The organism is Rhodonellum psychrophilum GCM71 = DSM 17998 (genome assembly GCF_000381545.1).
GTDB lineage: Bacteria > Bacteroidota > Bacteroidia > Cytophagales > Cyclobacteriaceae > Rhodonellum > Rhodonellum psychrophilum.
In genome coordinates this window covers 1-17,084 of record NZ_KB906690.1, presented here as the reverse complement: position 1 = coordinate 17,084, position 17,084 = coordinate 1, and the positions used below count along the sequence as shown (strand labels likewise).

Sequence of the window (17,084 nt, the reverse complement as noted above, 5' to 3'; positions counted from 1 at the left end):
ATGTTCAAAACCTTATTTTTGACTTTGCAAATATAAGCCATCATCTTTTAAATCAAGGAAAATTCTACATCAATGGTGTTTGGATATTTTTCAACCCAAATATAAACCCGAAAATGAAAGACAAATTATTCAGTGATTTCCCTGTCACAACCAAGCAGGATTGGATCAATCAGGCAATTCAGGAATTGAAAGGAAAAGACTTCGAGAAAACACTTGTGACCAAAACCAGGGAAGGCTTTTCTTTGGATCCTTTTTATACGCCAGAAGATTTTAAATCCCATGAATGGACCAAGAAGTATCAAAATCAAGTGAATCCCAAACCGGAAATTCCAGGTATTTCACCCAGAGTTTGGTCCAATGTGGTTCGAATAGATGTAGTGGATGAAAAATCCGCAAATATCGAGATATTGGAAGTCTTACAACATGGAGCAGATGGCCTCCTGCTGGTTTTGGAAGGAAACGAGAACATGGACGTTCTTCTGCAAAATGTGCTGCCACAATACATACAGGTTTTTTTGTGTCCCAAAAACAATCCCGATCAAGCCTTATCGGCATTTTTTGATTGGGCGAATGACAATGGGTTTGAAAAGAAGGAAATCCATGGAGGATTGCTTTGGGATGGCTTTGCACAGGCCTTGAATGCATCAAATGATAAGGAAAGCATACTGGATATTGTTGAGAACCTATTGGAACTTGGTCTTCCTTTCACAAGATTCAAAGTGTTTTCATTGAATTCGGCCATCTACCACGATGCTGGCGGATCAGCCGTTCAAGAAATGGCTTTTTGTATTTCAGCTTTTATCGAGTTGATGGATGGCCTGACGGAAAGAGGAAGAAATCCTCAGGAGATTTTCCAAAAACTGTTGGTGGAATGTTCCGTGGGATCGGACTATTTTATGGAAATCGCCAAAGTGAGGACGCTGAGGGTCCTGATCCACCAATTGGCTGCATTGTATCAGGTGAATCTTGCACCTGAATCCATCTTCATTTTCGCCAACACCAGTTTCTGGACGAAAACAACACAGGATGTCCAATCCAACATTTTGCGAAACACCACCGAAGCAATGGCTGCGATTTTGGGCGGAAGCAATGCCCTGCATGTCCTCGCACATGATGTGGCTTTGGGTGCACCTAATGAGTTTTCCAAAAGAATGGCCAGGAACGTTTCTTCCATTCTCAAGGAGGAAAGTTACCTGGACAAGGTTTTGGACCCTGTTTCGGGCAGTTATTATTTGGCTTCCCTGATGTCTTCCCTGTTTTATAAAGCAAAAGATAAAATTGAGCTTTTGGAACAAAAAGGGGGTTGGTGGATGGCATACCAAAATTTAACCCTTCAGAAAGAAATCAAAGCAATGCGGAGTGAAAGAATGCTGGCACTGGTGACGAAGGAAGAAACCAAAATCGGGGTGAACAAATATGTCAATCGGGAGGATTCTGATGCTGTGCCGGGGATAAATAGGATGCCCGAAGATGAAAATCAATTGAAGTCCACCAGACAGAGTCTTTTGGCAGAAAACAAAAACCAAAATCAAGGATGAGACCGGATATCAGCAAAATGTCACCTTTTTCAACTCGAGATTTTCAGTCGGATGAATGGAAGGACATCGATTGGCAGACCCCAGAAAAGATCAGCGTTCCCGCCGCATTTGAGGAAAAAGACCTTAAGGGAATGGAGCATTTGAGATTTGGAGCTGGAATAAGCCCTTTTCTTCGAGGCCCCTATGGGACCATGTATATCCTGAGACCTTGGACGATTCGCCAATATGCAGGCTTTTCGACAGCTGAAGCTTCCAATGCCTTTTATAGAAGAAATTTGGAGGCAGGCCAAAAAGGACTTTCTGTTGCTTTCGATCTTGCCACGCACAGGGGATATGATTCTGACCATCCAAGAGTAGTGGGAGATGTGGGGAAAGCGGGTGTGGCCATTGATTCGGTTCTGGATATGAAAATTTTGTTTGACCAGATTCCCTTGGATCAAATGTCGGTTTCCATGACCATGAATGGGGCAGTCATTCCAATATTGGCCTTTTATATCGTAGCGGCAGAAGAGCAGGGCGTGAAGCCCCAGCAACTGACGGGGACGATACAGAATGATATTTTGAAGGAATTTATGGTAAGGAATACCTACATCTATCCGCCGTTGGCCTCCATGAAAATCATTGCCGATATTTTCGAATATACGTCGAAGTACATGCCCAAATTCAACTCCATCTCCATTTCTGGCTACCACATGCAGGAGGCTGGCGCTACGGCAGACCTGGAATTGGCCTATACGCTGGCGGATGGCTTGGAATATTTGAGAACGGGAATTTCCACTGGTTTGGATATCGATGACTTTGCGCCGAGACTGTCTTTCTTTTGGGCCATCGGCATGAATCATTTCATGGAGATTGCAAAATTGCGTGCGGGAAGATTGCTCTGGGCAAAAATCGTCAAGCAATTCAATCCCAAAGATCCAAAATCCTCTATGCTCAGGACCCATTGTCAAACTTCGGGATGGTCATTGACAGAGCAGGATGCATTCAATAATGTGGCTAGGACCACAGTAGAGGCCTTGGCAGCTGCATTGGGGCATACACAGTCCCTGCATACCAATTCCTTCGATGAAGCCATTGCACTGCCGACGGATTTTTCGGCACGGATTGCCAGGAATACGCAGCTATTCCTTCAGGAAGAAACCGGCATCTGCAAAGTGGTGGATCCATGGGGCGGCTCTTATTATTTGGAATATCTGACTGACCAGTTGGTTGATAAAGCATGGGGATTAATCCAGGAAGTGGAGGAATTGGGAGGAATGGCCAAAGCTATAGAAGCAGGGATTCCAAAGATGAGAATTGAAGAAGCGGCAGCGAGAAAGCAGGCAAGAATCGACAGTGGCAAGGATGTCATCGTAGGAGTAAACCGATACCAAACTGAGCATTCATCAGAATTTGAAATCTTGGAGGTGGACAACGATTCCGTGAGGAGTTCCCAGATTGAAAGACTTCAGGAATTGAAAAAAGAAAGGAATGCGGAAGCAGTCACCTTGGCATTGGATGCCATCAGGCTTGCCGCAAAATCCGGAGAGGGCAACTTGCTTTCTGCGGCAGTGCACGCTGCCAGAAAAAGAGCTACTTTAGGAGAAATCTCAGACGCCATGGAAGATGCATTTGGAAGGCACAAAGCTACGATAAAATCTATTTCAGGAGTTTATTCAAGTGAAGCCAAAGAGGATAAAAGTTTTAAGGAAGCCCAGGAGTTGGCTGATAAATTTGCGAGCTTGGAGGGGAGAAGACCAAGGATCATGGTTGCCAAAATGGGACAGGATGGACACGACCGTGGGGCAAAAGTGATTGCCACAGGATTTGCGGACATGGGGTTTGATGTGGATATCGGGCCATTGTTTCAGACACCAGAAGAGGTAGCGGTACAGGCAGTGGAAAATGATGTTCACATGGTAGGAGCTTCTTCATTGGCAGCAGGCCACAAAACCTTGATCCCCCAATTGATTTCGGAATTGAAAAAACTGGGCAGGGAGGACATCATGGTGATTGCCGGAGGAGTGATCCCTCCCAAGGATTATGCATTTCTTCATGAGGCAGGAGTTGCAGCTATTTTTGGCCCGGGAACTGTCCTCACCAAAGCAGCGATCGAGATATTGAATAAACTTATGGCGGAATAAAGCTTGCGTAAGATAATATTCCCTATCATTTCAATGATGTCAGGCAATTTTAAAAAACCTTTACCCAATTGGAAAACCTTGATTTTTCCCTTAATACCTGTTTTTTATGAAAAGGATAATTTTGATCTATGATGATCAATTGGAAAATGAAGTCCGGGAGGGAGTAATCCCTTTATTCGGCAGTCAACTGAAATCAGGCATTGCTTATAAAAATTTCAAATCATTTGGCTTCAGTGAAGAGGATTTTTTGGTATGTTATCTATCGGATGACCAACTCAAGGAATTCCTGCCATTTGTAACCGAAAGCCATTATAAGATCGGGTTTTTACCCCATCCAAAAATGAAGCATGCCCGACAGGGATTTGGGATTTCCGAAAAATTGGAGGAAGCAGTGGACAACATTTTGAAAACCGAGGAGGTCTTGGATGTGGATGTTTTATATGCCAATGGAATCCCTGTTTTCAATACTTTGGTTATCGGGAATACATTGAGTCTCATGTATGGATCGCTTACCGAAAATACCTTCAAACGTTTCTTTGAAAAAATCGGGAATTTTTTCAAGATGTTTAAAAGAGTGCGTTTGCATCGGTATTTTTTGGATTGGTCCAATGAAAAGGGAGAATTGAGGGGAAAGCCATTGGAAACCGCAGCGCTGGGTATTCTCACCGTCCAACATGGGAAAAGCACTTTGCTGTCCAGGAGGATTTTGGAAGATTCTTTCGTGAATGATGGCTTGATGCACAATTTGGTCTTGTCCCCGAGAAGTGTCGGGGAAATGATTCAGTTTTCTGTGATCGGCCTTTTCCAAATTTCAAAGAGTGAGAGCATGCCGCCTTTTGCCTCTTTGATCAAAACGGACAGGATGCTTATTTCCAGTCCAGAACCGATAAATTTTTCTTTGGATGATACCTTGATGTCGGCTAAAGAGATTGAGTTGATGGTCGTACCAAAGGTTTTGTCCATCGTGCCTGGTATTCATTTGAAAACGGATGAATTGGTCAATAGTGCCAAAGTTTTCAAGACAAAAAGTTTGCCTCAAGGAGAATTGAGAGAGGGGCTTTTGGGGAGATACCTGCCTTTGACCAATCATGCAACGACCGAGGAGTTTAAATGGCTTTTTTCCATTCTCCGAGAAAATTCAAAGACCACATCAAGTTTTCTGGTGTTGATGGCGCTCTCTACGCTGATTGCCACATTTGGGCTTTTCGGGAATTCCTCCCCTGTCATCATCGGTGCCATGATTTTGGCGCCATTGATGTCTCCTATTGTTTCCTTGTCCATGGGGGTTTTAAGGCAAGATGAGCAATTGATTAAAGACAGCTTAAAAGCAATTGGTTTTGGGATGCTGATTGGATATGTGTTTGCGGTTTTGATCACCTGGCTGACGCCTTTAAACAGCATGAACTCCGAGATTGTGGCCAGAATACGGCCAAATCTATTGGATTTGGGAGTGGCTGCTGGATCTGGGATCGCAGGAGCTTATGCACATGCCAAAAAAGAAATAGCCAAAACGCTGGCAGGTGTGGCAATCGCTGTGGCTTTGGTCCCGCCCCTTGCAGTTTCAGGAATAGGTTTGGGTTGGGGAGAATGGTCGGTATTCTGGGGAGCACTTTTGCTTTTGGGGACCAACTTGGCCGGAATGGTACTTGCCGGAGCGGTTACCTTCCTGTTTTTGGGATTCAGTCCATTCAGGTTGGCGCGAAAAGGATTGTTTATTTCTTTGATGTTTGTGGCCATGATCAGTGCTCCCTTGGCTTTTGGTTTTTCCAAAATGGTAAAAGAAAATAGGATCATCCAAAATTTAAGTGGGAAGGAACTTACGCAAGGGGTCTTGAGGGATATTAGAATTATCCAGTTAAATCCATTAAGACTTTCCCTAACTTTGGTGTCCGAAAAACCCTTGGACCAAGACGAACTTCAAAAAATAAAAATGCAAATCAACCAACTCCTCGGAGAAGATGTGGGACTTGAACTTTCGGTAGGGCTAAAATTATAAAAGCCTTATTTCGGACCTGAATTTTTTCTTTGTGAATGTACAAGGAGAATCAATTATATTTACCCAATTTGATTCTATTATCCTTGACTAAAATTAAAATCGGTAAATCCGTAAAACCTTTATAAAACCAATATGATATTAGGTGCCGATTTAAATTTCTCCTTGCCTTGGGGTAATCCTGTTCTGATTTTTACGAGCATCCTGTTCATTATTCTTTTTGCTCCCATTTTATTGAATAAAGTTAAAATCCCTCAGCTGATCGGATTGATTATCGCTGGCGCTATTATTGGTCCAAATGGATTTAATTTATTGGAGCGGGACAGTAGTGTTATCTTGTTTGGAACAGTAGGGCTCTTGTACATCATGTTCTTGGCTGGTCTGGAAATTGATCTTGCGGATTTTAAAAAGAATAGCAGGAAAAGCATTGTTTTTGGATTGTATACCTTCTTGATACCCATGACGCTTGGGATTCTTGCGGGGATTTATATCTTGGATTTCAGTTTGATCACCTCCGTTTTGCTGGCAAGTATGTTTGCCTCCCATACCCTTATCGCCTATCCAATCATCAGTAAAATGGGAGTAGCCAAAAATAAGGCTGTAAATATCACTGTGGGTGGGACGATGATCACAGACACACTTGCCCTTTTGGTATTGGCCGTAATAGCGGGGATGTCAAAGGGTGAATTGACAAATGATTTTTGGATCAGGTTGGTGATCTCGGTGATCGTGTTCGCCTCAATAGTGATTTTTATTTTTCCATTGTTGGGAAGATGGTTTTTCAAAAGGGTGGATGACAATGTTTCCCAATATGTTTTTGTTTTGGGATTGGTGTTTTTGGGTGCCTTTTTGGCCGAAGCTGCAGGGATCGAAGCGATCATCGGCGCTTTCCTTGCAGGATTGGCATTGAACAGATTGATTCCACATACTTCCCCGCTGATGAATCGGATTGAGTTTGTCGGGAATGCCTTGTTTATCCCTTTTTTCCTGATTGGGGTGGGCATGCTGATTGACTATAGGGTCTTTTTCAACGACCTCAATACCATCTATGTAGCCGTCACCATGACGATCATCGCCACAGTGTCGAAATTCCTTGCTGCATATTTTACGCAAAAGACCTTTAAATTTTCTTCAGCCCAGCGAGATGTGATTTTTGGATTGAGCAATGCACAAGCTGCAGCTACCTTGGCGGCAGTCTTGGTGGGGTACAATATTATTGTCGGGGAAACAGAAACAGGAGAACCTATCCGTTTGCTTGGGGAAAGTGTCCTTAACGGTACTATATTGATGATTTTGGTAACTTGCACGCATGCGTCCTTTGTGGCTCAAAAAGGGGCTGCCAAATTGGCATTGGAGGAAGAAAGTGCTGCCGGTGAGCAGGATGAAAATGTCGATCCTCAGGATAAAATTCTTATTCCACTCAGTTATCCCGAGAATATTGAGGAATTGATCCAACTGGGGGTGACCATCAAAAGCAAGTCTACCAAGAATTCCCTAATCGCCTTAAATATTGTCCCTTCTGATTCCAAGGATGAAAGCAAGGAGAAGTTTGCCAAGAAACTCCTTCAAAAAGCCAGCGTTAGTGCTGCGGCTACGGACAATATTCTTACAGAACTCATACGGTATGATTCCGACATTGTCAATGGAATAACCAACGTAGTGAAGGAAAACAAAGCGACAGACATCATACTTGGTCTTCACAAGCAGGGTGGGATTTCTGATTCTTACCTTGGCAATCTTACTGAAGGGATTCTTCGAAAATGCAATGTAACGACCCTTATTTACAAGAATCTTCAACCCATTAATACCATTGAGAGATACTTGGTTGTCATTCCTGAAAATGGCGAACGGGAAATGGGCTTCCCTTTCTGGCTCTTGCGGATGTGGAATATCGGAAGAAATACAGGTGCAAAACTGGTTTTTTATGGGTCTGCCGAGACCCTTGATTATATTCAGCAAATCAATAAAAAATTCACCATTGAAGCTGCTTTTATTGAGTTTTCAGATTGGGAGGAGATTCTCATCATCTCCAGGGATCTTAAGGAAAACAATGCTTTGGTCATGATTTTGAGTAGAAAGAACGGGGTTTCTTTTACACCCGTCATGAACAAGTTGCCAAAATATTTGAATAAGTATTTCAATAAAAACAATTATATATTGGTTTATCCCATGCAGCTTGAAAGCGAGGATAGCGGGATAGTCTCTTATGGAGGAAGTTCAATTTTGAATCCGTTGATCAATAGTGTGGAACGTATCGACGAATTTGGTAAAATCGTAGCGAAACTTTTCAGGAAAAAATAAAAAAATAATCCCTGGACAATTTCGATCAGTAAGATTTTTTACCGAGATCTACCTTGTCCAGGGAAGAATTGTATTGAATAAATTTAATTGTCTTCTCCTCTTAATTTGATGACAGCACCTTCCAATATCGGTCCGATCCTGACTTGACAAGCCAACCTGCTCGTAGGAAAGTATTCAGGAAGATTTTCCAATTGGTCCAATTCAACATCGGAGGCTTCTCCAAGTTCAGCCTGTCCTTCCATTATCTCCACATGACAGGTTGCACAAAGTGCCATTCCGCCACAAGTAGCCAAAACTGGATATTCTGAGGCTTTCAAGATTTCCATCAGGCTCAAGCCCATGTCATCTGGAGCTTCTATTGTCTCACGATTTCCATCGTGGTCTTCTACAGTAAATTTCACCATACCACAAATGTAATATTAAAATGCATTAACGCCATTTACAGTTGTGTATTTGAAGCTCAATTTTTGATCTGGGTATACGAATTTGAAAGCCGAATGCATCATGATCGCTGCTTCGTGAAATCCACAAAGAATCAATTTAAGTTTTCCTGGATAGGTGTTGATATCCCCGATGGCGTATATCCGCTCGATATTCGTAGAATAATCACGGGTATCCACTTCGATGGCATTTTTGTCCACACTGAGTCCCCATTCCCCAATTGGTCCAAGCTTTGGGCTCAACCCAAACAGGGCAATCAAATAATCTGTATCTATCTTAATCTCTTCTTTGCCTTTTCCTTCCAGTGTGATTTGGTTCAAATGACCATTTCCACCGAGTTCTTTCAAATTTGCAGAAAGAATCAAGTCGATTTTACCACGGTTGGCGAGGTCAAAGACCTTTGCCGCGGAATCAGGTGCACCTCTAAATGTTTCGTTTCTGTGTACAAGGGTAACTTTTTCAGCTACGTTGGAAAGAAAGATGGCCCAATCCAAAGCAGAATCGCCCCCACCTGCCAAGACAACTTTCTTGTCTCTGAAAGTCTCGGGGTTTTTCACCATGTAGGTCACTCCTTTGCCCTCAAAGCGCTCAAGGTTTTCCAAAACCGGTTTGCGTGGTTCGAAGCAACCCAAGCCTCCGGCAATTACGATCACCTGGGCATGAATCTGGTTTTTGTCACTGGTAGTCAGGATATAGGAGCCATCAGATTGTTTTGCAAGATGATCTACCCGCTCTCCCAGACTGAATGTTGGAGTGAATGGCTTGATCTGTTTCATGAGATTGTCCACCAATTCCTGTGCTTTAACTTCAGGATATCCCGGGATATCGTAAATGGGCTTTTGCGGATAAATTTCTGAAAGTTGTCCGCCTACTTGGGGCAAGGCATCGATCAGATGGCAACGCATCTTCAACAATCCAGCTTCAAATACTGCAAATAATCCAACAGGACCGGCTCCGATAATACAAATGTCAGTTGTAATCATGATCTATCAGTGTTTAATTGGTTAAACCAATGTTTTTTTCAATTGTTTGTGCAAATATAATTCGTGTGGCAACTATTTTTTTTAACCTCTAGGGATTCTTTTCAAGGTTGGAATAAATCGTGTTCAAGATCCGCTTGAATTCTTCAAAATCGGAACTGTTTAAATTTTCCCAAGCTTTTTCCCGAATTGTCGCCACTTGGGGTTTGAGTTGGGAAACTTTTCGGATGCCCGTTTCGGTCAGATGGAGATGGAAACTTCTCCTGTCTTGTGGATGTGGGATCCTCTCTACATATCCCTTTTTGCAAAGAATGTCAATTATTCTTGTCAATGTTGGTTGGTCTTTGAAAACCAATTGTGCCAATTCTGTCTGGCTAAGCAGCTCATTTTCTGAAAGATTTTTCAGAATCAACCATTGATCCACTGTCACATCAAAATCCCCATTCTTGAATTTTTGTTGTGCATATTGTTTCACTTTTCGCGCTGTCCTATCCAAAAGAAAAGAATACTTACCAAACTGTTCCTGTGTCATACAAATAATTAGTATGACAAATATAAAAAAAAATTCAGTTTTTCACTCAATTGTCTATTAAAATTATAGGGTTTGTATGATACATGATTGCAATAAAAAAAATATGAAAATGGATAAGTACTGATAAAAGCAATGCACATTATTCGTTTTGACGCTCATTTCTGTAGACAAGGTTTCCCTCCTTGTCCCATTCCGCCCTGATGAAAGGTCTATAATTTTTCGTCAAAGGTCGCTCTTGGTACACAATTTCCCTTTTGCGAATTGCCTTGGTGTTTTTGGTATCCCAATATTCCGTCCACAACCCAATTTTTTCACCAAATCGAAATTCGCCTGTCACCGCAATTTGCCCATTTTCATAAAAATGGAAAAAATTCCCTTCAAATAAGGAGTATTCCACTGGGATGATTTTCTCGATTTTTTTATTGTCTCCTGTATAATAAGTCACTCGGGAATCTTTTGGCCAGCCTTCAGAATAGTGGCCTTTGTCCACAAGAATGCTTTTGTTGTCATACACCAACCAAGTCCCATGTTTGGTACCGTAATAGAACATTCCCTTTTCAACTACATGTTCATCAATGATCTTTTCGTAAGGACCGTGAAGCAAATAACCTTTTGTTGGATCAAAATCCTTGTTTTTGATGGTTTTTTCTTTGGTTTCAAACCAGAAAATATCCCTGATATAGGGATCCACGATCCTTTTTTGTGTAGTGAAATGGAAAAATTGATATTGGGTTTGATTTCTTATGGTTTGTTTGGTGAATCCTTTTGTCGTTCGTTCGCCAAAAAAAATATTTTTCTTGATTTTTTTCTTCCCAGCTTTCTTTTTTTCCTCTTTCGCTTTGTCATCAAAGAGGAGTAGGGGTAAGGAAGAAGGCAAAAGTCGGTCTTGAACGATCCCTGAAGAGTCTGGATCGGTATTTTCCTGAATTTGTTTTTCCTGGCCAAAAACAGCTGAGCTTCCGAAAATAGCCAAACACAAAAGTAGAAAAGGGGTCTTCATGTATTTCATAACGAAGAATAAATGCCAATTATTTCTAAAGCGAAATTAGCAATTTGAAATCTATTCGGCTGATAAGTTTAGAATTAATAATTCTAATCCTTAATTTTGGCCACATTAAAAAAATAACCACTATAATGAATTCTATTCTATCCGACCGTATTATCAATATGGAAGAGTCAGCTACGCTGGCCATGGCAAAAAAATCCCGTGAACTCAAAATGCAGGGTATTGATATCATCAGTTTGAGTCTTGGAGAGCCAGATTTTAAAACCCCGCAGCATATTCAGGATGCAGCGAAAGCAGCCATCGATGAGGGGAAATATTTTTCCTACTCACCAGTAGCCGGGTATCAGGACCTGAGGGAAGCCATCGCCAAAAAGCTGAGGGAAGAGAATGGGATTTCAGAAGCCAAAGCAGAAAATATCGTTGTTTCTACCGGAGCCAAGCATTCCATAGCCAATGTGTTCATGTGTATGCTCAATGATGGGGATGAAGTTGTGATTTTCTCGCCGTATTGGGTAAGTTATGCAGAAATCATCAAGCTTGCAGGTGGAGTTCCTGTGTTGATAGAAGGGACTTTGGAAAACAATTTCAAAGCCACAGCTGCCCAGTTGGAAGCTGCGCTGACTGACAGGACCAAGGCTGTGATCTATTCCTCCCCCTGCAATCCGACAGGATCGGTGTTCAGCAAGGAAGAATTGGAAGCCATTGCCGAAGTGGTCAAAAAGAAAAAAGATCTTTTCGTGATAGCGGATGAGATTTATGAACTGATTAATTTCACTGGAAAGCATTCCAGCATAGGGTCATTTCCGGGCATGTTTGAGAGGACCATTACTGTAAATGGTTTTTCAAAGGGATATGCCATGACAGGCTGGAGAGTAGGTTATATTTGTGCTCCTTTGTTCATCGCAAAAGCGTGTGAAAAAATGCAGGGGCAGTTTACCTCGGGCGGCACTGGTATTGCCCAAAGGGCAGCATTGGCGGCCATTACAGGAGACCAATTGCCATCCCGAAAAATGGAGGAAGCCTATTTAAGCCGAAGAGATCTTGTTTTGGGCTTATTGAGAGGGATTCCTGGAATCAAAACGCATGTTCCGGAAGGCGCATTTTACTTCTTTCCGGATGTTTCAGCATTCTTTGGCAAAAGTGCCGAGGGGTATCTGGTCAAAGATGCCGATGATTTTTGTCTGTATCTGTTGGAGAAAGCAAATGTATCCCTAGTGACTGGGGCTGCCTTTGGTGCACCCAATTGTGTCAGAATATCCTATGCCGCATCTGAGGAAGAATTGAAAGAAGCTTTGACCAGAATGAAAAATGCACTGGCCAAATTTTCATAAAATAAATTGATCTGAAAAGCCCTGTTGCCAAAAGCTCCAGGGCTTTTTTTCTTGACATCAAATAAATATCTTTCTGTATCTGAATTTCGATTTGTTGAAAACGCCTAAAATCCTAGTCATTACACCGGTTAAAAACTCCATTGAAACAACTTTGGAGACTTCCAGAGCAATTTCTGGTTCTAATGTAGCCCTGACCCATAAAATTTTCAATGATTTTAGCTCGGCGGAGACCAAGCTGGCTTTGGAGGAAAATAGGGAATCGATCGGATATGAATTGGTCAATTTGGAAGAGATCACCCAGACACCTTCCCCAAATTATAAATTGGTGCTTCATTTGGCTCAACAGGAGGCTTTGCTCGCCGGTGTTCCCCTTCTGGTGGTGGAGTCTGATGTGGTGGTTCGGTATGATACGATTAAAACATTATTGGATTTTTTGAATGGACATCCAAAAACCGGATTGGTAGGTTCTGTGACAGTGGACGAAGAAGGTGTCGTGAATTTCCCTTACTTGAAGTTCAAGGGCGTGAAGAAAGACATTATCAAGACCAAGAGGAGTTTGAGCTTTTGCTGTACACTTTTTTCTCTTGAATTATTGAAGAGATTCGATTTTCGGGATTTGGACGAATCGAAAAACTGGTATGATACCTTTATTTCAAAAAAAGCAATTGAACTGGGTTTTGAGAATTATGTGTTGATGGATGCCCCTGTTTTGCACAAGCCTCATGGGAGCAGGCCTTGGAAGCAGCTGAAATATAAAAATCCGTTGAAGTATTACTTTTTGAAATTTTGGAAAGGATTGGATAAGATATGATCTTTTAGGTGTGTTGGTCCAAAAGGAATCTGACAAGCGATAATTTTTTTCGGCTTTTCTGATTGTTTGGGTTTAAAGAAGGGGTGCTCGGTCAAGAGAAGGCAACCTCGTATTGCCGCTCCAAAAATTAAAAAGCCTGAAATGGAGTATGTGACTGTAAGTGAAGGTGTTGGTAGGGATTATGTTATTTTTCTAATTTTATTCTAAAATCTAGACCAACAGTCCGGCTGGTATTGAGCTACTTTTGGGTCAAAGGCTAAATAAATTTTGGGCTTAAATTATTTTTTTTTTGATCACACCGTCGATATATCTTTGCGAGATTTTTTGAATTTGTTTTTCCTGTAATTTAAATACAATAAAATGTTTTCTGAATAAATAAAAATGCATAAATGAAATATAATTATTTAAAGAAAAAATATATAATAGTTTCAAGATTTTAGGCCGTGATTTCCCATGTTGCTTGGGTGTCTGTAAGAATTACATAATCAAAATAATAACGAAATATTTTCTTTGATTTAAGATTTTTAAATCAAAAACAGCTAAATATTACTTTAAATGCCTTTTTTTCAACTTATCTCAAAAATATTTTTCATGTCCGATCACTTGATTTTTTTGTCAAAAACAAGGGTTTAAATGATTAGGCCGTGGTTTTTCTTGAACTTTGTTAAAGGGATATAAATTCATTTTATTAATATTTGATTAAATAATCAAAAAATACCGTGAAAAAATTTGTTTTATATTCAATATTTACCCTATATTTACATCGGGTGATTAAGCAACTTTTTCTGCTACAAACTTTTAGTATAAATTTAAATAGAGGTTATTTCGAGAATCATTTTTTCTAGCCTCTATTACTCTTTTTTTTGAAATCAATTTTTCCGCGGATGCGGATTTTTTTTTGTCAAAACCCAAAGGAATTCATATAAGGATCTAAAATTTGCTTAGGTTCGGGTAAATTTTGATTTGCCGAATATGGTTAAGAGTGAGGGTGTGTTTTTAGCCAATTTTTTTTTGAAAAAATGCCGTTTTGAGTGGCAGATACTTTCAATGTTTTCCTTCTTTTTTGGGGTTGGGTCATCGGATGTACTCGCGCAGGTTGAAGAAGATTCTGCGTACTACACTACTTTTCAGGAAAAGTTAACCACGAGGATTTATACTTCCAGAAAATTCACAAGCTTTTTGATAAAAGACAAGGTTGCCAACCAGGACTATAGGTTTGACCCGAATTCCACCCTTAATTTAGGCTTAGGCTTGACCTATCAAGGCTTGACCTTGAATCTGGCATATGGATTCAGGTTTTTGAATCCGGAGATCGGTAAAGGCTCTTCAAAATACATGGACTTACAAACCCATATCTATCCAAAAAATTGGGTCATGGATGTTTTTCTCCAATTTTACAAAGGGTATCACCTCGCTGAAAAGGGCTTGGGCGCCTCCAATCCGGAGCTGTATTACCAGCTGCCAGAAATGAGGGTGCGTAAGGTCGGTGCAAATGTCCAATACTTGTTCAATGGGGATCAGATTTCCCTCCGAGCAGCATTTTTGCAAAGTGAGTGGCAGCAGAAATCAGCAGGAAGCTTTTTGGCTGGAATGGAAGTTTATGGCGGGGGTGCGTCCAATTCAGAGGGGATTCTTCCGGATGACTTGGTTAGTCCCGGACGAAATTTCAATGAATTCCGGTTTTTTCAATTTGGGCCAAATGCCGGATACGTGCATACACTGGTAATTAAAAAGCATTTTTTTATTACTGGGTCTGCTTCCACGAATCTGAACTTGGCTTACAACAGCATCCAGTACCCAGATCAGAAATCCCATTCTTGGGGAGTGAATTCCAATTTGTTTTTGAGGGGATATGTGGGGTACAATTCTGAAAAATGGTCCATCAATACGAATTATGTCCACAATAGTGTGAAATTGCTGGGAGTGGAGGATTTTAACAATAGGTTCAATACAGGGAATTATAGAATCAATTTCATCTATCGATTTACCGTAGGCCCAAAGCTGAAGCCCTATCTGGATTACCTTGACCTCAAAAGATATTTGTAATCGGTGGTGAAACCCACAAAAAAAATCAAGTTCTTTTATCTGCTGACAAACCCGAAGCCTAGATTTTTTTTTGTTAGTTTTACCTATATTATTTCACAAAAGAATAAACCCAATGATGATGTCAAATCAATACGGAATCAAGAAGGCCCTTGAAAGACTGGGGGTTCAAGAAGAGAATAAAGGTGCTTCAACTGGTAATATTTGGATTGTATCTGAGGAGAAATATATCGGTTCCTTTTCACCCGCCGATGGCGCTTTAATAGGGAAAGTACAATTGACGGATTCAAAATCCTATGAAGAAGTAGTCTTGAAAGCGCAGGAAGCCTTTGCGAAATGGAGAGTATTGCCAGCCCCCCAAAGAGGTGAAATAGTAAGGCAAATCGGAAATGCGATAAGGGAGGTGAAAGAGGATCTTGGCAAGCTGGTCTCCTATGAAATGGGTAAATCCTATCAAGAAGGATTGGGAGAGGTGCAGGAAATGATTGATATCTGTGATTTTGCCGTTGGTCTTTCCAGACAACTTTACGGGCTGACCATGCATTCCGAGCGTCCTGGGCACAGGATGTATGAGCAATGGCACTCACTGGGTATAGTTGGGATCATTTCTGCATTCAATTTCCCCGTTGCGGTTTGGGCATGGAACAGCATGTTGGCCTGGGTTTGCGGAGATGTTTGTATCTGGAAACCCTCCGAAAAAGCCCCACTTTCTGGAGTAGCCTGTCAGCATATCGTTGCCAAAGTTTTTAAAGAAAATGGACTGCCAGAAGGGATTTCTTCCCTGATCGTCGGGGATTATAAGGTTGGCGAAATGATGAGCCAGGACAAAAGAATTCCATTGATATCGGCCACAGGTTCTACTAGGATGGGTAAGATAGTCGGGCAGGCAGTCGCTGCCCGATTGGGAAGATCATTGTTGGAGCTTGGGGGAAACAATGCCATCATCATCACCCAAAATGCGGACATGGAAATCGCTATTCGTGGCGCCTTGTTTGGCGCAGTGGGTACCGCTGGTCAGCGATGTACCACGACGAGGAGATTGATCATCCATGAATCCATGTATGAATCCGTAAAGGAAAGATTGGCATTGGCCTACTCTAAATTGGTGATTGGAAATCCTTTGGATGAGAAGAACCATGTAGGGCCTTTGATAGACAAGGAGGCCGTTAATATGTACCTCAATACAATCAAAAAGGTAAAAGAAGAAGGTGGTGTAGCGGTAGTCGAGGGAGGTGTTCTGGAAGGAGAAGGGTATGAATCCGGCTGTTATGTAAAACCCTGCATTATCGAAGCGGAAAACCATTTTGAAATGGTGCAACATGAAACTTTTGCGCCTATCCTTTACATCATGAAATACAATACATTGGAAGAAGCCATTGGCATGCACAATAATGTTCCGCAGGGATTGTCGTCGGCAATTATGACACTGAACATGAGAGAGGCGGAAGCGTTCCTTTCTTCAGCAGGATCGGATTGCGGAATTGCCAATGTAAATATAGGTACTTCAGGAGCCGAGATTGGCGGAGCATTCGGCGGTGAAAAAGAAACTGGAGGAGGAAGGGAATCCGGTTCCGATGCTTGGAAAGCCTATATGCGTCGGCAGACCAACACGATCAATTACAGTGATTCTTTGCCTTTGGCACAAGGAATCAAGTTTGATATTTGAAATTTTGACTGTCGGGAAAGCTTCTGAGTTTTCCCGACAGTCATTTTTGGGTTGAATATTTGAGTTGTTTGGAGGAGAGGACGTTTCATCCTTTGTTTTTTTTCTTATTCATTTTCAACATGTTATTTCAAGTAGGAATAATTTTCAGGGATAATAGTTGTGTCTGAATAAATAAAATCTACCTTTGCATTCCGTTTAATTCGTGAACGGAAGTAAATAATGAAAGTTTAGCTCAGTTGGTTCAGAGCATTCCGTCCAAAACGGAAGGGTCGAGGTTTCTAATATCTCAACTAAAGTCTCATTATCCTAACCAAAAGTG

General features: G+C 41.4%; 12 protein-coding genes. 8 read left to right on the top strand and 4 right to left on the bottom strand.

Annotated elements, in window-relative coordinates:
- Positions 1–113 precede the first annotated feature (113 nt).
- From F824_RS0120420 to F824_RS0120405, 4 genes are all read left to right on the top strand, one after another.
- On the top strand, positions 114–1,538 hold the full coding sequence (locus tag F824_RS0120420) for a methylmalonyl-CoA mutase family protein (protein WP_139189689.1): 1,425 nt from the start codon (positions 114–116) through the stop codon (positions 1,536–1,538).
- 17 nt (positions 1,539–1,555) lie between these two features.
- Positions 1,556–3,661 (top strand): methylmalonyl-CoA mutase, encoded by a 2,106-nt coding sequence (gene scpA / locus F824_RS0120415; protein ID WP_248691074.1) that lies wholly within the window; start codon positions 1,556–1,558, stop codon positions 3,659–3,661.
- 106 nt (positions 3,662–3,767) lie between these two features.
- Complete coding sequence (locus F824_RS0120410; RefSeq protein WP_019599798.1) at positions 3,768–5,657, top strand: DUF389 domain-containing protein; 1,890 nt, start codon at positions 3,768–3,770, stop codon at positions 5,655–5,657.
- A gap of 132 nt (positions 5,658–5,789) precedes the next feature.
- A complete protein-coding gene (locus F824_RS0120405) occupies positions 5,790–7,955 on the top strand; it encodes a cation:proton antiporter (protein WP_019599797.1) in 2,166 nt (721 codons plus the stop codon).
- 83 nt (positions 7,956–8,038) lie between these two features.
- On the opposite strand, the gene F824_RS0120400 is transcribed toward F824_RS0120405, so the two are convergent.
- The 4 genes from F824_RS0120400 to F824_RS0120385 all read right to left on the bottom strand — a co-directional run bounded on the left by F824_RS0120400 (position 8,039) and on the right by F824_RS0120385 (position 10,917).
- Positions 8,039–8,359: a 2Fe-2S iron-sulfur cluster-binding protein gene (locus tag F824_RS0120400; protein ID WP_019599796.1), complete on the bottom strand. Its 321-nt coding sequence runs from the start codon at positions 8,357–8,359 to the stop codon at positions 8,039–8,041.
- Between the two features lie 15 nt (positions 8,360–8,374).
- Positions 8,375–9,379, bottom strand: coding sequence for an NAD(P)/FAD-dependent oxidoreductase (locus F824_RS0120395; RefSeq protein WP_019599795.1), 1,005 nt, complete (start codon positions 9,377–9,379; stop codon positions 8,375–8,377).
- An 88-nt stretch (positions 9,380–9,467) separates the two neighbouring features.
- Positions 9,468–9,908, bottom strand: coding sequence for a MarR family winged helix-turn-helix transcriptional regulator (locus F824_RS0120390; RefSeq protein WP_019599794.1), 441 nt, complete (start codon positions 9,906–9,908; stop codon positions 9,468–9,470).
- A 139-nt stretch (positions 9,909–10,047) separates the two neighbouring features.
- Complete coding sequence (locus tag F824_RS0120385) at positions 10,048–10,917, bottom strand: toxin-antitoxin system YwqK family antitoxin (protein ID WP_019599793.1); 870 nt, start codon at positions 10,915–10,917, stop codon at positions 10,048–10,050.
- Positions 10,918–11,042: 125 nt separating this feature from the next.
- Here F824_RS0120385 and F824_RS0120380 point away from each other — a divergent pair, with 125 nt between their 5' ends.
- The 4 genes from F824_RS0120380 (at position 11,043) to amaB (ending at position 16,765) form a co-directional block, all read left to right on the top strand.
- Positions 11,043–12,245: a pyridoxal phosphate-dependent aminotransferase gene (locus F824_RS0120380; protein WP_019599792.1), complete on the top strand. Its 1,203-nt coding sequence runs from the start codon at positions 11,043–11,045 to the stop codon at positions 12,243–12,245.
- A gap of 94 nt (positions 12,246–12,339) precedes the next feature.
- Positions 12,340–13,056, top strand: a complete 717-nt coding sequence (locus F824_RS0120375; RefSeq protein ID WP_139189691.1) for a glycosyltransferase family 2 protein — start codon at positions 12,340–12,342, stop codon at positions 13,054–13,056.
- Between the two features lie 1,047 nt (positions 13,057–14,103).
- Positions 14,104–15,102 carry a DUF4421 domain-containing protein gene (locus F824_RS0120365; protein ID WP_033405518.1) on the top strand — a complete coding sequence of 333 codons (999 nt, stop codon included), beginning with the start codon at positions 14,104–14,106 and terminating at the stop codon, positions 15,100–15,102.
- 118 nt (positions 15,103–15,220) lie between these two features.
- Positions 15,221–16,765: an L-piperidine-6-carboxylate dehydrogenase gene (gene amaB, locus F824_RS0120360; protein WP_019599788.1), complete on the top strand. Its 1,545-nt coding sequence runs from the start codon at positions 15,221–15,223 to the stop codon at positions 16,763–16,765.
- The last annotated feature ends 319 nt before the right edge of the window (positions 16,766–17,084 follow it).